Here is a 17,665-nt window from a genome sequence, read left to right as displayed (position 1 = left end):
TGTGAGTCGACTACTGATTGTTTCTAGACCGCGCGGGCCGGGTCGGCGTCACCTGGAGGCATTCGCCAGCGCCAGCTTCAGCGGATCGGCCTGCGCATTGCTGAACTTTCCTGCCATGACATCCTGCGCCGTGACGATGCGATCGTAGTAGGCGGTCGTCGCCGTCTGGCTGTAGCGGATTCCGTTGACGCTGATGGCCGCCGCGTTGCCGAACAAGCTTTCGGTGCCGCTCCACACGACGACATCGCCGGCACCGGCCTTTCCCTCGATAAAGCCGGCCCAGTTCAGCACCTTCAGACCGGTGTCCCCGTTGAGCGAGAAATCCGTGTTCTGGAAGAACTTGGCAAGCACCGCATCGTTGTTGAGCACGATCGCAACCGGTCCACCCTGCGCTCCGGCCTGTGCGCCGAGAGAAATACTTCCGAGGTAAAAGAAGGCCGGATCGCTCCAGCTGTTGTCCTGCCGTCTGGCGAGAAGCACCCCGGACCCGCCCTCGACCCCTAGGCCCAGCGCCGAACGGCCATAATGCGGCACGATGAAAACGCCTTTGGCCTGCCGCAGCAACTGCCGTAGGCGCGGCACCTCTTCCATCCTGGCCACTACCGCGGCTGCCTCCGCAACACGCTTCCGGGCTGCCGCCGCGTGGCGGTTGGCAGGTGTCGAGCGCCCCGGCTGCGATGCGGCGGCGTTGGCGGTTGCTTGCGCGAGTGCGCCTGGGCGCGGAAACGCCATGGCCACGACGGACAGGCATACCGCGACGCACACTACGCGTGCTTGGTTTCTCATTGATGCATGGCCCCTCATCTCGACGGCGGGAGGTTGCTTCTGAAACTGGTCGCGGCAGCATGGCCCGGCACCGGATTCTCAATGGCTGGAACAAGTCCCCCAACGGTGTTAGTGTAAGCCAGGCCTCGGTTCCTGGATGATGGCAGCTGACTGAAAAGTAAAAAAACCAATGGATTTTTGATCGATATCAAATTGCTCCGACGCTATTGTGTTTGCACTCCAACGCAATAGGGCAGCAACGGGACTGTGCACCCTGCCAGTCGGCCGACCGTCGATCTACCTGGAAATGTAATGTACTGTGATACGTCGAATCGCACGGAAGCGATGAAGACGACATGCCGAGCCCAGCCCGCCTGAACCTGCAAGACATGCAGGCTGCCGCCGCACAGGCCTGTGCCCTGCTCAAAGTGCTGAGCAATCCCGGCTGAATCGCCCCCGCGTTCGTGGAGGCCGGCTAGTGTGAGTCAGGCCGGCATGGCTTGTCTGCCCGGTTGCTTGCGATGGTTTGCCTCAGCATCAGCTGGCGCTATACAGCCCAGCGGTTCCAGCTGGCGAAGGTGGTTGAACCAGGACACCCATGACGATGTTGGCCGCGTCGCCGCCTGGACCTCAGCGCGCCATCAGCACGGGAACGCTTGTCTCGCGCAGGACCGTCCTGGTCACGCCGCCCAGGAACAGTTCGCGGAACTGCGAGTGTCCGTAGCAGCCCATCACGATCAGGTCGACAGCCTCTTCCTGGGTCATGGCGAGCAAGGCCTGTCCGTGGTCAATATGACGGTCAAGCGCAAGGATATCGGCGCAAGCCTCGTGGCGAGCCAGGAAGGCGGCCAGATCGGTCTGACAGCGGGCGTCCAGGATATCGCCATCGTCCGGAGAGCGGAAAGACACGATACTGACGCGCGCCGCGCGCCGCATCATCGGGAGCGCCGCCTTCAGCGCGGCCGAGGACTCCCTGCTACCGTCCCAGGCAACCAGGATGTGGCGGCCAGTGTCGGTCGCGCCGGCACATGGCAGCACCAGTACCGGACAGGCACTTGTGATCGCGACGTATTCGGGGATGCGCCACCCCGGCTCGGTCAGCGCTTCGTCGGGATCGTACTGGCTCACCACCGCCAGGTCGACGAACCGCGCCATCCGGGCGAGCGCATCGCTGGCCAGGTCCCAGACAAGGCGGGTCTCGTGCGCGACTCCCGTCTGGAGGGCGATGGCGTCGAAGCGATCCAGCGCTTGCGTCGCGCTGTCGCGCAGCGGCTCGAAATAACTCTCTTCAAGGCTTCCTGCAGCAGCCTGATAGCCATGAGGAAACACCGCACGCGACACGCCTGTCGCGGCGACGGCGATCAGGTGCGCATCGTGCGCACTGGCCAGCCGGGCCGCAAGTCGGTGGCGTTCGGTCGCATGACGTGACAAGTCCGCATGCACTAGCATGGATCGGTAATTCATCACTGCCCCCGCCCTGGCCGGTACCGCGGGGCCGTCCGGATGCGGATCCGGCCACTGCGCATGACCACGCACCCTCGATCACCGCCCATGCTGTGGTTGAGCATACCGAGCGCCGTCGTCCGGTGCAGGGACAGCAGTCCCGGCAATGCAGCAATCATCTCGCGACCGATCGCCATATCACCGTGTTCGACCCGCGCGTCAGCACGACGCAAGGCGCACAAGATCGGCGCATTGTCCTTCCGTTGCACGTGCAAGCCGCGATATCCGGTTTCTTCCATCAGCGCATCCTCCTGGCGAAAAGCACGTTCGACCGATGCGACCAGACCACACAACGCGCCTGCAAGGGACTTGTCCGGCGCGTGTGCCGTCTGGCCAACCTGGACCGACAGGCGGTCCAGAGTCAGTACCAGCGCCTGGATCATGGTGTGCGGGCGTCGAGGCAATCGCGGTATTGAAGTCATGAGAGAGATCGGCCTTGACATCGATTTAAGAGATCGCAGTGTGCTCGTAATATATTGCACTGAGTTTGACTGAGATCAAAAGTTCAAACTGCGGTGAGTAGACTTCGTAGAAATAACGTGGTGCAGCAGCTATTCCAGGTGCCCGGCGGCTCGTCCAGGCAGTTGAGGCGGGCGCGACGCCATCCGCAGTGCCAGCCATGTGCGCAATTCGAGGCCGACCAGTGCCCCGCGGGCGGCAAGGACGGCGAGTCCAAGGAATGGGGGGCGTGGCGGCTTCAACTGCAAAACATCGAGCTGCTCGATCGCAGGCACGTGCATTCGCTCTTGGCAGACACGGCGGACAAGCCACTGGTCAGTCAGTAGCAAAGGCGCGGCGCCGCCAGCACGACGCGATTGCGGCCGCTCGTCTTGGCCCGGTACATGGCGCTATCGGCCGCCGCGAGCAGACCGTCAAAGTCGGCATGTTCCCGCTGCAACGCCGCGATGCCGACGCTGATCGTGCATCCCAGAATTCCTGAAGCCGTCTCGATCCGGATCGCGGCCACTGCGGCGCGCATCCGCTCGGCGCACGCCAGCGCATCGTCTTCAGTCGTCTCCGGCATGACGCAGACGAATTCCTCGCCGCCGATTCTCCCGAAGTAGTCGCTGGCCCGCAATTGGGCGCAACAGGCTTTGCTGACCGCGCACAGCAACAAATCGCCTGCGGCATGCCCGAAGCTGTCGTTGACCCGCTTGAAGTAGTCGATATCGACCATGCCGATTGCCAGCGGACGCCCATGACGCTTGGCCAGGGCGACGTCATGGTTCCCCAGTTCGACCAGGTAGCCGCGCGCAAACACGCCGCTGAGGCTGTCGTGATGAGCCGCATGCGCGAGGGCCCGTTCACCGAGAAAAGCGGCACGCCGCCACCTTCCTTGCGTCATGCACACTGCCGCCGCCAAAGGCAGCATGGCCGCATGGACCAGCATGCTGCTGGCAAATGCCGGCTGGGACAATTCCAGGGCGCCGAGCAGCATGAACAGCAGCATCGGCGGCAAGGTGATGCAAAAAAAGCGACCGAGGCGCGGCTCGACCAGGGCCAGCAGGAACATTGCGCCGCTAATCGCGGGCAAGGCAAGTACCAGCCCGTTCGGCAGGAGTGCGGCACTGAGAATCATCGCACTGGTATGCGAGATGTAGACCAGGGCGCAACGGACCGGCGCCGAGAGCCGCCCGCCCCAGTGTCCATACCCCATCGCGCCTGCCAGGACGAGAAGCAAGCGTAGCGTTGCCGTCAGCGGCGCGCGCGCCGGCGCGATCCAGAAATCCCATACTGTGAACACCACCACGGCAAGCCCGAACAGCGGTCCCAGCGCGGGCAACAGGTCCGACAACGTGCGATCGACCGCCGTGCCGAACGCCTTTTCGTCTTCCGGATCGAGCACAGTTCCAGCGCCCCCCATTGCGGCGCGAATGGCGGTCCAGGCGCCACCGGCCGCCTTCGTCTCTGTCTCGTGCCACACGCACATATCGCCATCGCCTATTTCGCGCGCGCCCAACGCACACTGTCATCACGCCAGGTCGTCGACGGCACCCGTGTGCGTCTGTTCGTCCGGCCTGGCCGGCCGAAATACCATGACCGGCACCGTGGCGCTGGCAAGCACTTCCTGCGTCACGCTGCCAGCCAATAACCTGCTCAAGCCACGCCGACCGTGCGATCCCATCACGATCAGGTCGCAGGCGTAGTCGGACGCGGCCAAGACGATGGCCTGGCTGGCATCCGGCGCGATTCGGGTTACCGGTTTGCAGTCAACGCCTGCGCGCAGCGCTGACCTCTCGAGCGCATCGACCACGCCGTGAGCCCGCTCGAGCAGGTCTTCTTCATGCTGACCGGGGTCGGGCACCAAGCCGCCTTCGACCAATAGTGGCGCATCAGGTACCACGATCGACAGGGCGACGATGCCGGCGCCGCAGGCCTGCGCCAGGTCGATCGCAGCCTCGGCCGCAAGGCGGGAGACGGCCGATCCGTCGCTGGGCACCAGGATACGGGTGAACACGCTCCGCTCCCGCCACTAGCTAGCGGCATACCAGCACCGGGATGGCGCCGTGCACGAGTACCTTCTGGGTCTCGCTGCCGAGCAGCAAACCCTTGATACCGCGGCGGCCATGCGATGCCATCGCGATCAGGTCGCAGCGGTGCTCCCGCGCCGCCGCGATGATGGCGTCATGGGGAGCGTCCGACACCACTTGCACGCATGTGCAGGGCACGCCGGCCGCGCGCGCGGCGTCAGCGATCTGGTCCAGCGCATGCTGGCCGCTATCCCTGCTTGAACGCGCGTACTGCTCGCGCGTCTGCTCCAGCATCTCGGGATTGGCAGTGATGGCATGGAATTCGGGTGTGGCCGTCATGGCGACCAACTCGGCGCCAACCCGCTTGGCCAAGTCGATGGCGGCCATGGCGGCGCGTTTGGACAGATCCGACCCATCGGTCGGCACGAGGATGCGTTGGACCATATTGGCCTCCAGTCGTGATGCCGGCGGCGCCGGCGTTCAGGTTATGGATCAGTTCAGGTTATGGATCAGGATAGGTTCAGGCAGGCACCGTGCTGCCGCGATACATGATCACCGGCACGGGCGAATAGGCCAGCACCAGCTGCGGCACCCTCCCCGCGATCAGCCTGGTGACACCGCATTGGCCGTGCGCGGCCAGGAAGATCAGGTCGCAGTGCAAGTCCAGCGCTATCCGTATGATTTCATCGTGTTCCGAGGACGCCATGGCGGTTACCAGGCTGTGCGGGACACCTGCCTCCCGCGCGAGACGCGCAATCCGGCCCGCACGTTGCGCCGCCGCGCTCAAGGCACGTTCGCGTCGCGCCGCCCACGTGCCCTCGTCTGCCGGCCCATCAGGCCGATCGCATTCCTGCGCGACGCACAGTGCAACGATCTCAGCGCCGCTTCCACGGGCCAGCGCGATGGCAGCGGACGCCGCTTCTTCCGATAATGCGGAACCGTCGGTGGGTATGAGGATCTTACGAAACATGGTTGCCTTGGGCGGATGGAGCCGCACTGCATGCGTTTTAATTCAGTGTGTAACGCAGGATCAGATTTTTGTTTGACTCACATCAAATAAAGACAACAATTTTATTCCCATCACGGCAGGCGATCCGCTTTCCCGCACGCGGCTCCCGGCTGCGATTCCGCCAGATACCCGGCCCGCTGCGCCGGTACCGGTCAACTGGTCCATGCAACCGCCATCGCCGACCTTGGTGGATGTGCCCTGCCTGCAATCGGCATCTGCCCGCTCGCGCCGCGATTGAATCGGCCGCCACCATCCTGGCTCAATGTGCGACAAATTTGATCAGCGTCAAACTCGTGCATGACGCGTACATTCAAATGTTCTACAGTTTCCCTGGCTGCCGCCATCCGGAAGGTACAGCGCAGCGTTTTCTCCACCTTGCGCAGGCCATGCTTGAAAGGAAGTGACATGTACCGAACGATCGTCGTATACGTCGATGGCGCGGCGGGGCAAGAAAGCCGCCTGAGAGCGGCCGCGCTGCTCGCCGCCGACCACGGCGCCCATCTGATCGGCATGACCGCGACCGGCGTAAGCTGGCTCGACTACGCCGTGCTGACTGGCTCAATGGCTGCGCCCTCACCGCTCCTGGCAGCCGATTTCCAAAGTTTGCGTGACGCTGCTCAGCAGCGGCTTGCCGGGTTCTTGCAACAGGCCGCACTCCTGGGCATCGAGTCGCCCGAAACGCACGCGAGCGACGACGATGTCGCCTTTGCCCTGCTGCTCGAATCGCGCTACGCCGATCTGGTCATCCTCAGCCAGGAGGGCGATGGCAAATCGGAGCACGCTGGCCTGGGACGCGCGACCCACCTGCCCGAATACGTCGCTCTGCACGGTGCGCGCCCTGTGCTGGTGGTGCCCACCGGCTACCACGATGCCGCGATTCCGGGTGTTGCCGTGGTCGGCTGGGATGGCGGCATGCAGGCACTGCGCGCCATCCACGCCGCACTTCCGCTGCTACAGCAGGCGTCAATGGTCCAGTTGGCCATCATCAACCCCGACCAGCACGCGGACCGGCATGGCGAACAACCGGGCGCCGACATGGCGCTCTACCTCGCGCGGCATGGCGTCCAGGTCGAGGTGGTGCGCGAGCGCACCACCTCGACCGAGGGTACGGCACTGATGGCGCTCGCGCGCGACAGCGGCGCCGGGCTGATCGTGGCGGGCGCCTTTGGCCACAGCCGCTATCGCGAATGGGTGCTGGGAGGCGTGACGCGCGAGCTGCTGGCGCGCGCGCCCGTTCCCCTGCTCATCGCACACTGAACGACGCACGCTGCTGCAGCCAGCGCCACCTGCGGCGTCGACGACATGGCGCCGCATCGCACCGATGTCATGGCATTCGTGGTACGCCATTTGCTCGACGCGATGGCGCCATCGAATTTCATCCTCACCAATCCCGCCGCCCACCGGAAGCCCTGTTCCCCAACGACCTGAAGTGAACCAGCCTGATGCGGATGGTGGGTGAAGTGGTCCCCGAAATGGTGCCCGCGCCTGCTGGCTGAAGGGTTGACGAACATTCGCGGCCATGCGACGCCCGTGTTCGGTAAGACGGGTCTCAGTCGAATCGAACTCATCTGCGGCGACGAAGGCCTTCCCCTTCTCCTGGTGGCTGTTTCTAAAGTGGGATGTGTCCGGAGTCGGTAACGGATCGTCAGATGGAGTATATGGATCTCCATGTTGGTTAGTTACATATTTAGATTGCGGCTCGACGCACCGTTGCAGCCCGCTGCAATTCCCAGAAAAGGTGGTTGCAGTCAGACATTGTTTCGATAACAATGCCTAACATAATTTGAATAGCGCTCTACTTTTCCATCAATGCACCGCCGAGGACCGCGGCGCTTCATCTCAAAGGACATCATGCTCTTTTCGCGTACTCGCGCCGGCATCGTTGCGACGACCGGCCTGGCAGCCTTGCTTGCCGCCTGCACCACCCCAGGCCAAGACGACCATCACACGGCAGCGCCCGCCACTGCGCAGTTCGATCGCTTCAGCTATGAAGGCCGGGCGCAGGAAACGGCTTCTGCTACCCCTGGCCAATATCGCAACCCCATCCTGTCCGGCTACTACCCCGACCCATCGGTATTGCGCGTGGAGGACGACTATTACCTGATCAATTCATCGTTCACGAACTTCCCCGGACTGCCCTTGTTCCACTCGCGCGACCTCACTGCCTGGACCCAGATCGCCAACGTCATCAACCGCCCTTCGCAAGCAAACTTCCAGGGCCTGCGTTCGTCGCGCGGCATCTATGCCCCCGACATTTCGTATCACAAGGGAACCTTCTACGTGGTCACCACCTGCGTCGACTGCGGCGGCAACATGATCATGACGGCGACCAGGCCGGAAGGCCCCTGGTCCGAACCCGCCAAACTGGCCTTCGGCGGCATCGATCCTTCCCTGTTCTGGGACGCCGACGGCAAGGTCTATCTGGTCGGCAACGACGCGCCGGCCGAGAAGCCGCGCTACGACGGGCACCGCGCCATCTGGGTCCAGGAGTTCGATCCGATCGCGCTGGCGGTCAAGGGCGAGCGCACCCTGCTGGTCAACGGCGGCGTCGATATCACGACCGAGCCGAGCTGGATCGAAGGCCCGCACATCTTCCGGCGCGGCGCCTGGTACTACCTGATCGCGGCCGAGGGCGGCACCGGCGACAACCACTCGCAAGTGGTGTTCCGCTCGGCCAACGTGCGCGGCCCGTTCACGCCATATGCGAACAACCCCATCCTCAGCCAGCGCAAGCTCGACCCGGCACGCCCGAACCCGGTGACGTCGGCGGGACACGCGAAATTCGTCCAGACTCCGGACGGCCAATGGTGGGCCACATTCCTGGCCACCCGCCCCTACCAGAACGGCATGTACAACATCGGCCGCGAGACCTTCCTGCTGCCGGTGACGTGGACGGACGACTGGCCACTGGTCCTGGAAGACGGCAAGCCGATCCCCTACGTCGCCACCAGGCCGGCGCTGCCGGCGCAGCCAGAACAAGCCCTGCCGCTGTCGGGCGACTTCGCCTACACCGACGAGTTCGACGCCGCGCGGCTGGCCGATGCCTGGATCGGCGTGCGCACCCCGGCCACGCCATTCCACCGGCTGGAAGACGGGCGCCTGGTGCTGGAGTCGCGCGGACGGCTGGGCGACCTGCAAGCCACGCCGGCCTTCATGGCGCGCCGGCAGCAACACCATATCGCCACGGTCAGCACGCGCCTGCGTTTCCGTCCCGCCCACGAAGGCGACCGCGCCGGCCTGGTGGCCTACCAGAGCGACGCCTCGCACCTGTTCTACGGCCTGACCCGCATCGGAGGGCGCACCGTGCTGGCCCTCTACGTACGCGAAAAAGCCGCCGCCGACCGCCTGCTGGCCAGCGCGCCGGTCGATGGCGACGCGATCGACCTCGACATCCGCGCCGATGGAGGACGCATGCACTTCGCCTACACCACCGCCGGCGTCAGGCGCGTCCTGCGCAACGACGTCGATGCGACCTTCCTGTCGACCAGCAAGGCGGGCGGCTTCACCGGCACGATCATCGGGCCGTATGTATGGGGCGCCACCGGATCCGCACCGAAGTGATTCACGACATCGGATGTTATGCGCTACCATTTTCTGTTATGAAATGGTAGGCTTGAAGGACGATATCGCTGAACCACAACAATTCGATCTTTGGAGGAGACTTGACACCATACCCGCACACATCCACAGCCAGCGACAAGCAAACGTGGCCATCGCTCGGCACCGTGGCCGCCGTCAGCTTCATCGCGGTCACATTCGGCGCAGCGCTGCAAAGCGCCCCGGCCGCGGCGCAGGGAGCCACCCGGCAAGCGCCACAGCAAGCCCGCGAACGCATCAGCTTCAACGACGGCTGGCGCTTTACGCTCGGTGACCCGGGCGGCGACTCGACCCCCTACCTGTACGACGTCCGCCCCGAAGTCGCGAAGTCGGCCGACGGCAAGGACGCCGACGCCCGCCCCGACCAGGCGGCGAAGGTCGATCGCGCCGGCGTCCCGCTCCTCAAACCCTGGATCCTTCCGAGCGGCAACGCCTTCATCAAGGACCCGTCCCGCCGCCATACCCGGCCGGCGGCCGACCCGGCCATCGACGCGCCCTACGCGCGCCTTGGCTTCGACGACAGCGCCTGGACCCAGGTGCGCCTGCCGCACGACTGGGCGATCGCCGGTCCATTCCTGGAAACCGGACCGTACGGCGGCATGGGTCGCCTCAAGACCTGGGGCCCGGCCTGGTACCGCAAGACCCTCGACCTGAGCGCCGCCGACCGCGGCAAGTCGATCTTCCTCGACGTCGACGGCGCCATGGCCTACGCCAGCGTCTGGGTCAATGGCCGCCTGGCCGGCGGCTGGCCCTATGGCTACAACTCGTTCCGCATCGACCTCACCCCGTACGTGACGCCGGGCGCCAGCAACCAGGTGGCGATCCGTCTCGACAACACGCCCGAATCGGCGCGCTGGTATCCGGGCGCGGGCCTGTACCGCAATGTCTGGATCACCAAGACCGCGCCGCTGCACGTCGGCCAGTGGGGTGTACAGCTCACGACGCCGCAGGTATCGAAGGAATCGGCGCAGGTCGCCTGGCGCGTCACCCTCGACAACAGGGGCGCCGCGCCGGTCAAGGCCGACGTGGTGACCGAACTGCTGGTGCTCGACGCCCAGGGCAAGGCGACCGGCGCTCCGGTGGCGCGCGTCACGTCCGCCGCGACGACGGTGGCCCCGGGCGCCAGCGCCAGCGTGAAAGGCGCGACGACGCTGGCCAAGCCGCGCCTGTGGGGCCCGCTGCCCACGCAGCAGCCGCACCGCTACCTGGCCGTGACCATCGTGCGCCAGGATGGCCGCGTGGTCGACCGCGTCGAGACGCCGTTTGGCATCCGCACACTGCGCTTCGACGGCAAGGAAGGCGTGTTCGTCAACGGCGAGAAGATCGCGCTGCGCGGCGTGAACAACCACCACGACCTCGGCGCGCTGGGCTCGGCCTTCAATGTGCGCGCGGCCGAGCGCCAGCTCGAATTGCTGCAGCAGATGGGCGCCAATGCCCTGCGCATGAGCCATAACCCGCCCGACCCGCAACTGCTCGAACTGACCGACCGCATGGGCATCCTGGTGGTCGACGAGGTGTTCGACTCCTGGCAGCGCAAGAAGACGCCGCTCGACTTCCACCTGATCTTCGACGACTGGCATGAGCAGGACCTGCGCTCGATGATCCGGCGCGACCGCAATCACCCGTCGGTCATCATGTGGAGCATCGGGAACGAGGTCGGCGAGCAGTACACCGACGCCGATGGCGCCGCGATCGCGCGCCGCCTGCACGGGATCGCGCGCGAGGAAGACCCGACCCGCCCGACCACCACCGCCATGAACTACGCCAAGCCGGACATGCCGCTGCCGGCCGAGGTGGACCTGATCAGCCTGAACTACCAGGGTGAAGGCATCCGCCAGGATCCCGAGTTCGAGGGCACCGACCGCATCCGCACGCCGCCGCAGTACCCGGCATTCCATGCCAAATTCCCGGACAAGGTGATCCTCACCAGCGAATCGGCATCGGCATTCAGCAGCCGCGGGGTGTACTTCTTCCCGGTCCATCCGGCCAACAGCTCCATCGTGCGCGACGGCCGCGGCGGCGATTCGAAGCTGCAGCAGGTCAGCTCGTATGAACTGTACGCCGTCGATTTCGGCTCGTCGGCCGACAAGGTGTTCTCGGCGCTCGACCGCCACCCCTATGTGGCCGGCGAATTCGTCTGGACCGGCTTCGACTACCTGGGCGAACCGACGCCGTATTACGGCGCGCGCAGCTCCTACACCGGCATCATCGACCTGGCCGGCTTCAAGAAGGACCGTTATTACCTGTACCAGTCGCGCTGGCGTCCGGACCACAAGATGGCCCACATCCTGCCGCACTGGACCTGGCCGGAACGGGTGGGCCAGGTCACGCCGGTGCACGTGTTCACCTCGGGCGACGAAGCCGAACTGTTCGTCAACGGCAAATCGCAGGGCCGCAAGAAGAAGGCGCCACTCACCTACCGGCTGCGCTGGGACGAGGTCAAGTATGAGCCGGGCGAGGTGCGCGTCGTGAGCTACAGGAATGGCAAGGAATGGGCGCGCGCTTCCGTCAAGACGGCGGGTGCGGCGGCCGCGTTGCAGGCCAGCGCCGACCGCACGACGATCGACGGCGACGGCCGCGACCTGTCCTTCGTCACCGTGCGCATCGCGGATAAAGCCGGCATCGACGTGCCGCGCAGCATGCAGCGGGTGCGCTTCACGGTCGAAGGCCCGGGCGAACTGGTGGCGACCGATAATGGCGATCCGACCAGCTTCGAGCCGTTCCCGTCGAGCGAGCGCGCCGCCTTCAATGGCCTGGTGCTGGGCATCGTGCGCGCCACGCCGGGCGCCAGCGGCCCGATCACGGTGCGGGTGACGGCCGACGGCCTGGCGCCGGCGTCGGTCACGCTGCAGGCGCGCCCACGTCAATAAGGCGTCAAGCCGTCCCTGGTGCAGTCTTGGGCAGGAATTCGGACAGCCGGCGCTGTCCGAATTCACGTAGCAAGGCACCCGCCGCCTGGGCCAGGGCCACGTCGAGCGCGCCATTGATCGCCTGCTCGACCGCGCAGCCGGGATGGTCGATGCTGGGACCGACCGCGAAAATCACCGGTTCCTCGAGCGCCTCATAGACGTCGAGCACCGTGATCCGGTCAGGATCGGCCGCCAGCATCCAACCCCCATTGCGGCCCGCAGTCGACACCACATAACCGGCATCGCGCAGTCCGCCCATCATCCGGCGCACCAGCACCGGATTCGTGCCCAGCATCTCGGCGAGTTCCTCCGAACTCGTCGTTTCAGTACGTCCATGAAGATGCACGAGTACGTGCAGCATGCGGGCCAGGCGAAAGTCAGCTCTCATCAGGATTCTTCCTTAAGTCAAGCCGTCAGGATACCGCAACTCCTCAAGTTTCCGAAACCGCCTAATCCGCAACTCCTCAAGTTCTCGAAAGCGGCGAATCCGCAACTCCTCGAGTATCGATGGGAAGCGGCGCATCCGGCGCCACCAGCCGCTGTTCGCGCAGTTCATGCCAGAAGGCGGACGGGATGACAGCCTCCAGCGCGGCCTGGTCCTCGGCCAGTCGCTCCGGCCGGCTTGCGCCCGGGATCACCGCCGCCACCGCCGGATTGGCCAGCGCGAACTGCAGCCCGGCCGCCTTGATCGGCACCCCGTGGCGATCGGCCAGGGCCTGGAGCCGCGCCACCCGCGCCAGGATCTCGGGCGAGGCCGGCTGGTATTCGAAGTGCGTGCCGCCCACCAGCACGCCCGAGCTGTATGGACCGCCCACCACGATCTCCACGCCGCGCGCGTGCGCCGCCGGCATCAGGCGCTGCAGTGCGCGCGCATGGTCGAGCAGCGTATAGCGTCCGGCCAGCAAAAAGCCGTCGGGCCGCGCTTCGTCGAGGTCGAGCGTGAGTTCGCACGGCTCGACCCGGTTCACGCCCAGGCCCCAGGCCTTGATCACGCCTTCGTCGCGCAGCCGGTCCAGCACCCGGAAGGCGCCGGTGCGGGCCTGCTCGAAGTAGGACAGCCAGGCGTCGCCATAGAAATCCTGGGCGATGTCATGGACCCAGACGATCTCCAGGCGGTCGGTGCGCAGGCGCTTGAGACTATCCTCGATCGAGCGCTGCGTGGCGTCGGTCGAGTAGTCGTTGACGATGCGGTTCGGCCGGCCATGCCCGAACAGGCCGCCCTTGTCGCCCATATCGCGCGCGGCAGGGTCTTCGACCTCGTCCAGGATCAGGCGCCCGACCTTGGTGCTCAACACGTATTCATCGCGCGGATACTTCGCCAGCAGTTCGCCGAGGCGGATCTCGGACAGGCCGGCCCCGTAGAACGGCGCCGTATCGAAGTAGCGCGTCCCGGCGCGCCAGGCGGCGTCAATGGTGTCCGCCGCTTCCTGCTCGGGGATCTTGCGGAACATATTCCCAAGCGGCGCCGTACCGAAGCCCAGCGGGTTCGCCGGCAGCTTGTCTTTCAGGCTCATGATCGCTCCTCGTTGTCGTCGACGCTCCAGGAGTACGCCGTGCGCGCGGGAGCGTTGCAGGCGCAGGCGGGCCCGCGTCCATCGGGCACACCTGCATCATGGGGACATCCAGCCTTCAACGCCAGTAAATACTGGTCGATTCGCGGAGACTCAGGCGCCGGCGCGGCCGCGCCTGCGGAACTCGGCCGCCTTGTGCCGGTTGCCGCACAAGGCCATGCTGCACCAGCGGCGGCGGTGCGATTTGGTGCGGTCATAGAACCACAGCACGCAGTCGGCATGCTCGCACTGGCGCACGTAGTCGAACTGCCCGGTGGCCAGCAGGCCGGCCAGCGCTTCGGCGACCTGCCCCAGTGCCTGCCCCAACGCTCCCGGCGCCAGCCGCCGCTCCAGCCGCGGCCCGTCCTCGTCCCACTCCAGCACCGGTACCGATTGCAGCGCGGCCAGGTAGCGGTTCAGCCGCATCAGGTCGCCGGGATCGGCCCGCTCCCCCAGTTTGCGGCGTTCGACCAGCCCGCGGGCGAGCGCCCTGAGCTCCCTGGCGTCGAGCAGCAAGGCGTCCATCGCCTGCCGGCTGCCCGGCGCGCCGCCATCGATCCCGCAACGCGCCAGCCAGCGCAAGACATCCTCGCCGCTTTTCCAGAACTCGACGTAAAGCGCGCCGCTGCCCGCCTCGGTATTGAGCAGGTCGAGCGCAAGGTGGTCGGCCACCAGCAGCGGCTCGGTCGATGCGGCTTCTCGTGTGTGCTCCAGCATGGTCTTCCTTTCGCAATAACCATCAACATTATACTTGAACGGTTACGGAAAGCGTGCAATACTGGCCCCATAACCCCTTAAAGCATCGAATACAGGTTATCTCGATCCACTACGAAAGGAAGACCGTCATGAACAGCATACTTCGCCCCCTTCTCATGGCCGCCGTGATCGGCAGCGCGGGCAGCACCGTCGCCGCCGAACAAGTAACCGCCGTCCGCTACGACTCGGTCCAGGTAAAAGGCGCGGAAGTGTTCTACCGCGAAGCCGGCCCGCAGGACGCACCGGCCGTCCTGCTGCTGCACGGCTTCGGCGCCTCGTCGCACATGTTCCGCAACCTGATTCCCGCGCTCGCCACCGGCTACCGCGTAATCGCGCCCGACCTGCCGGGCTTCGGCCTGACCCGCACCGACCAGGGTTTCAAGTACACCTTCGACAACCTGGCCGACGTGATCGACGCCTTTACCAGCGCCAAGGGCCTGCAGCGCTACGCCATCTATGTGTTCGACTACGGCGCGCCGGTCGGCTGGCGCCTGGCCGTGCGCCATCCGGAAAAGATCACGGCCATCGTGAGCCAGAACGGCAATGGCTATGAAGAGGGCCTGAGCCCCGGCTGGGCCCCGATGCGCGCGGCCTGGGCCGATCCGACGCCCGAGAACCGCGAAGCGCTGCGCAAGTTCAATACCCTCGACATGCTCAAGTGGCAATACACCGAGGGCGTGAAGGATCCCACCGTCATCGCGCCCGAGGGCTACCTGCTGGCCCATGAGGCGGTGCAACGTATCGGCGTCGAGCCGCAGATGGACCTGCTGGTCGACTACGGCCAGAACGTCAGGCAATACCCGCTGCTGCACGCCTATTTCCGCCGCCACCAGCCGCCGCTGCTCGCCATCTGGGGCAAGAACGATCCCTTCTTCCTGCCGCCCGGCGCGGAAGCCTTCAAGCGCGACAATCCGAACGCCGAGGTGCGTTTCGTCGACAGCGGCCACTTCGCGATCGAGACCCATGGCGCCGAGATCGCGCAGGCGATGCGCAACTTCCTCGACCGCCACCTGGGCCAGGGCAACAAGAACTAAGCCGGCAACTCCGCCAGGTGCTGGTGGACCTGCGCCACGCGGCGCAGGATCAGGGCGCGCACGATGCGCTCGCCCAGTTCCGCCTGCGCGATCAGGAACATGCGCAGCGCCTCGGCAGCGCCATCGGCTGGTTGACGCCGGAACCGTGGTGGCGCCGCAGCAGCAGTTCGCCGCCCGGAACGAACAGCACGGCGGGCGCGCCCTGGCCGGCCTCGAACACCGGGTAGCAGCTACCAGAACGTAGCGGAACTATGGCCGGGTTTCGGTATCTGACACTACGTAGGCTGGCAAGATGCAGCACTTTTGCATTGCTGATTTATTCCGTGAAAACCAGGCGGAAAAACTAGAATGCACGAATGCGTTTAGCAAAACAACTTCTTACCAACTTACAGGTGAAAGAGGGCTCGCAAGTAGCGTCCTCGCGACGCATACTGCGCTACCCGTGGCACGTCTGGCGGCAACGTCAGGCACTGCTACTGGCGGTCAATAAGACGGTTCGGGGCAGGAAGAGAACGCTGAGCACATTTTGCTCACGTTTCTGATAGCAGAGGTCAACCAGCAATTCCCCAACGATGCTTTTGCGGCAGTCGATGGGGCGCTGGACCGGGAGCAGGCTCTGCACAAGTCCAGCAGGTCGAAGGGTCCGGTCGCGCCGCGCCTGCAGATCCTGCTGTGCCTCGCTGGATTGGTCGAGGAGAATCCTGGGTTCTCATCCCACCGGGCCGGCGTCCCTGCCGGCCCTTCCACATTCCGTACTCGCCGACCATCCCGCCACCCGGGCATTGCAGGCGGCGATCACCTGCATCTGCTGGCTGCGCATGAAGGTGCAGCAGATCAGGATCTCGCGCATGAAATAGACGAAGCCGACCAGCAGCGCCAGCATGCCGCCGATGAAGCACAGGGCGATGTACTGGTCCAGCGGCAGGTCGGTGGTGTCACCCAGGAACAGCATGGCAATCACCAGGCACACCAGCAGGCCGCAGGCGGTGCTGGCCGTGATGGCGATATTGAGCAGCGCGGCGCGGTGGTGCAGGCTCAGCAGCTCCTTGACGCATTCGGTGTCCGGATTCGCCCGCAGGCGGTCGTCAAGGATCCGGCTACGGTCGATCAGGCGACCCAGCCGGTTGGTCAGCACGATCAGCATCGTGCCCACCCCGGCGAGCAGGAACACCGGCGCAATCGCCAGCTGGATGGCTTGACCGATGTCGCTGAGCTGGAGATTCATGGATGCGCTGGAAGACCTTGTGGATGGCATGGCCCCAGTGTATCAGCAAGGCCGGGGCCGCCACTCTGTATTCCGGCTGAGGCCCCCGTGCCTTGGGTTGCGGCATCGGCACTTGCATTGCGGAACGACACGACGCCAGATGCAATCGATCGGCAACTCCAACGCCTGGGGCCCCAGCGGCCAGCCGCAGCGGATCGACAACACCACCTTCACCGGTACCGCCCAGAACGCGGGAAACGCCAGCTACAACATGGGCATCAACGTCCAGCTGCCAGGGCAGTCCGGCATGACGCTGAACCTGAACCCCAGCGTTTCCGTCAACTAAACCAGGGAGGACCACATGAACGCAGATAAAAAAATGGCTTCGGTCCGCGTCGTGAAACCGAGCGCCACCATGCCCGCGCCGCAGACCCAGATCGCGATCGCCGTCGACACCGCGTACATCGCCGCCACCAACGGCCAGTCGGTCGGCACCGGCATCCACATGATGGACAACCAGCTGAACATGGACAGCTCGGGCGAGGGCTCGCTGGAACTGAGCACCGTGTGCCCGGTCGGCAGCCTGATCGGCTTCTCGGTCTACCCGATGGACATGAACTCGGGCGACAAGGTCGTCATCACCGGCTTCAACGTCTCCCAGGGCAATGTGTTCGGCAACGTCGGCTATCCGATCCAGGCCGACCCGAACGACGGCAGCTACTGGATCGGCCAGGCGATGAATGCCGGCCGCCAGACCTACCAGATCCAGGTGCGGGTCACGGTCGGGACCCTGCGCCCGACCAACTACGACATCGACTGGGATCCGTTCATCACCGCCCGCTGATGCCGCGCCCGGCCACCTCAAGG

19 protein-coding genes and 1 pseudogene are annotated in these 17,665 nt (G+C 65.3%); 7 read left to right on the top strand and 13 right to left on the bottom strand.

Annotated elements, in window-relative coordinates:
* Positions 1 to 48: 48 nt before the first annotated feature.
* From Q9246_RS11250 to Q9246_RS11215, 8 genes are all read right to left on the bottom strand, one after another.
* A complete protein-coding gene (locus Q9246_RS11250) occupies positions 49 to 786 on the bottom strand; it encodes a lipid-binding SYLF domain-containing protein (protein WP_306397633.1) in 738 nt (245 codons plus the stop codon).
* Between the two features lie 609 nt (positions 787 to 1,395).
* On the bottom strand, positions 1,396 to 2,229 hold the full coding sequence (locus Q9246_RS11245; RefSeq protein ID WP_306397632.1) for a universal stress protein: 834 nt from the start codon (positions 2,227 to 2,229) through the stop codon (positions 1,396 to 1,398).
* On the bottom strand, positions 2,229 to 2,651 hold the full coding sequence (locus tag Q9246_RS11240) for a hemerythrin domain-containing protein (RefSeq protein WP_306397631.1): 423 nt from the start codon (positions 2,649 to 2,651) through the stop codon (positions 2,229 to 2,231). The genes Q9246_RS11245 and Q9246_RS11240 overlap by 1 nt, the downstream gene beginning before the upstream one ends.
* Positions 2,652 to 3,046: 395 nt before the next feature.
* Positions 3,047 to 4,228, bottom strand: coding sequence for a GGDEF domain-containing protein (locus Q9246_RS11235; protein WP_306397630.1), 1,182 nt, complete (start codon positions 4,226 to 4,228; stop codon positions 3,047 to 3,049).
* Positions 4,229 to 4,240: 12 nt separating this feature from the next.
* Positions 4,241 to 4,726 carry a universal stress protein gene (locus tag Q9246_RS11230; RefSeq protein WP_306397629.1) on the bottom strand — a complete coding sequence of 162 codons (486 nt, stop codon included), beginning with the start codon at positions 4,724 to 4,726 and terminating at the stop codon, positions 4,241 to 4,243.
* Between the two features lie 19 nt (positions 4,727 to 4,745).
* Positions 4,746 to 5,183, bottom strand: coding sequence for a universal stress protein (locus Q9246_RS11225; protein ID WP_306397628.1), 438 nt, complete (start codon positions 5,181 to 5,183; stop codon positions 4,746 to 4,748).
* A gap of 76 nt (positions 5,184 to 5,259) precedes the next feature.
* Entirely contained in the window at positions 5,260 to 5,709 is a 450-nt protein-coding gene (locus Q9246_RS11220; protein ID WP_306397627.1) for a universal stress protein, read from the bottom strand.
* A 60-nt stretch (positions 5,710 to 5,769) separates the two neighbouring features.
* Positions 5,770 to 5,913, bottom strand: a complete 144-nt coding sequence (locus Q9246_RS11215) for a hypothetical protein (RefSeq protein WP_306397626.1) — start codon at positions 5,911 to 5,913, stop codon at positions 5,770 to 5,772.
* A gap of 240 nt (positions 5,914 to 6,153) precedes the next feature.
* On the opposite strand from Q9246_RS11215, the gene Q9246_RS11210 reads away from it, so the two are divergent.
* From Q9246_RS11210 to galB, 4 genes and pseudogenes are all read left to right on the top strand, one after another.
* Complete coding sequence (locus Q9246_RS11210) at positions 6,154 to 7,005, top strand: universal stress protein (RefSeq protein ID WP_306397625.1); 852 nt, start codon at positions 6,154 to 6,156, stop codon at positions 7,003 to 7,005.
* Between the two features lie 27 nt (positions 7,006 to 7,032).
* Positions 7,033 to 7,176 (top strand): annotated as a pseudogene (locus Q9246_RS26510) (hypothetical protein); the annotation flags it as partial.
* 423 nt (positions 7,177 to 7,599) lie between these two features.
* Positions 7,600 to 9,309, top strand: coding sequence for a glycoside hydrolase family 43 protein (locus Q9246_RS11205; RefSeq protein ID WP_306397624.1), 1,710 nt, complete (start codon positions 7,600 to 7,602; stop codon positions 9,307 to 9,309).
* Positions 9,310 to 9,410: 101 nt separating this feature from the next.
* Positions 9,411 to 12,215, top strand: coding sequence for a beta-galactosidase GalB (gene galB / locus Q9246_RS11200; RefSeq protein ID WP_306397623.1), 2,805 nt, complete (start codon positions 9,411 to 9,413; stop codon positions 12,213 to 12,215).
* A gap of 4 nt (positions 12,216 to 12,219) precedes the next feature.
* On the opposite strand, the gene Q9246_RS11195 is transcribed toward galB, so the two are convergent.
* The 3 genes from Q9246_RS11195 to Q9246_RS11185 all read right to left on the bottom strand — a co-directional run bounded on the left by Q9246_RS11195 (position 12,220) and on the right by Q9246_RS11185 (position 14,521).
* The gene (locus tag Q9246_RS11195; protein ID WP_306397622.1) at positions 12,220 to 12,642 is read right to left on the bottom strand and encodes an RrF2 family transcriptional regulator; all 423 of its coding nucleotides are present in this window, start codon (positions 12,640 to 12,642) and stop codon (positions 12,220 to 12,222) included.
* 76 nt (positions 12,643 to 12,718) lie between these two features.
* The gene (locus tag Q9246_RS11190; protein WP_306397621.1) at positions 12,719 to 13,768 is read right to left on the bottom strand and encodes an aldo/keto reductase; all 1,050 of its coding nucleotides are present in this window, start codon (positions 13,766 to 13,768) and stop codon (positions 12,719 to 12,721) included.
* Positions 13,769 to 13,918: 150 nt separating this feature from the next.
* Positions 13,919 to 14,521, bottom strand: a complete 603-nt coding sequence (locus tag Q9246_RS11185; RefSeq protein WP_306397620.1) for a CGNR zinc finger domain-containing protein — start codon at positions 14,519 to 14,521, stop codon at positions 13,919 to 13,921.
* 128 nt (positions 14,522 to 14,649) lie between these two features.
* Here Q9246_RS11185 and Q9246_RS11180 point away from each other — a divergent pair, with 128 nt between their 5' ends.
* On the top strand, positions 14,650 to 15,594 hold the full coding sequence (locus tag Q9246_RS11180) for an alpha/beta fold hydrolase (RefSeq protein ID WP_306397619.1): 945 nt from the start codon (positions 14,650 to 14,652) through the stop codon (positions 15,592 to 15,594).
* Positions 15,595 to 15,685: 91 nt separating this feature from the next.
* Here Q9246_RS11180 and Q9246_RS11175 read toward each other — a convergent pair whose 3' ends face one another.
* Both Q9246_RS11175 and Q9246_RS11170 read right to left on the bottom strand, forming a co-directional pair.
* Positions 15,686 to 15,814, bottom strand: coding sequence for a hypothetical protein (locus Q9246_RS11175; protein ID WP_306397618.1), 129 nt, complete (start codon positions 15,812 to 15,814; stop codon positions 15,686 to 15,688).
* A gap of 489 nt (positions 15,815 to 16,303) precedes the next feature.
* The gene (locus Q9246_RS11170) at positions 16,304 to 16,819 is read right to left on the bottom strand and encodes a DUF2721 domain-containing protein (protein ID WP_306397617.1); all 516 of its coding nucleotides are present in this window, start codon (positions 16,817 to 16,819) and stop codon (positions 16,304 to 16,306) included.
* A 139-nt stretch (positions 16,820 to 16,958) separates the two neighbouring features.
* Here Q9246_RS11170 and Q9246_RS11165 point away from each other — a divergent pair, with 139 nt between their 5' ends.
* Together Q9246_RS11165 and Q9246_RS11160 are read left to right on the top strand one after the other, a co-directional pair.
* A complete protein-coding gene (locus Q9246_RS11165; protein ID WP_306397616.1) occupies positions 16,959 to 17,144 on the top strand; it encodes a hypothetical protein in 186 nt (61 codons plus the stop codon).
* A gap of 15 nt (positions 17,145 to 17,159) precedes the next feature.
* Positions 17,160 to 17,642: an AidA/PixA family protein gene (locus Q9246_RS11160; protein ID WP_306397615.1), complete on the top strand. Its 483-nt coding sequence runs from the start codon at positions 17,160 to 17,162 to the stop codon at positions 17,640 to 17,642.
* Positions 17,643 to 17,665: the final 23 nt, after the last annotated feature.

This window comes from Telluria beijingensis, assembly GCF_030770395.1.
Taxonomy (GTDB): domain Bacteria; phylum Pseudomonadota; class Gammaproteobacteria; order Burkholderiales; family Burkholderiaceae_D; genus Telluria; species Telluria beijingensis.
The sequence above is the reverse complement of the archived record's forward strand: the minus strand, read 5'-3'. Positions and strand labels throughout refer to the sequence as shown.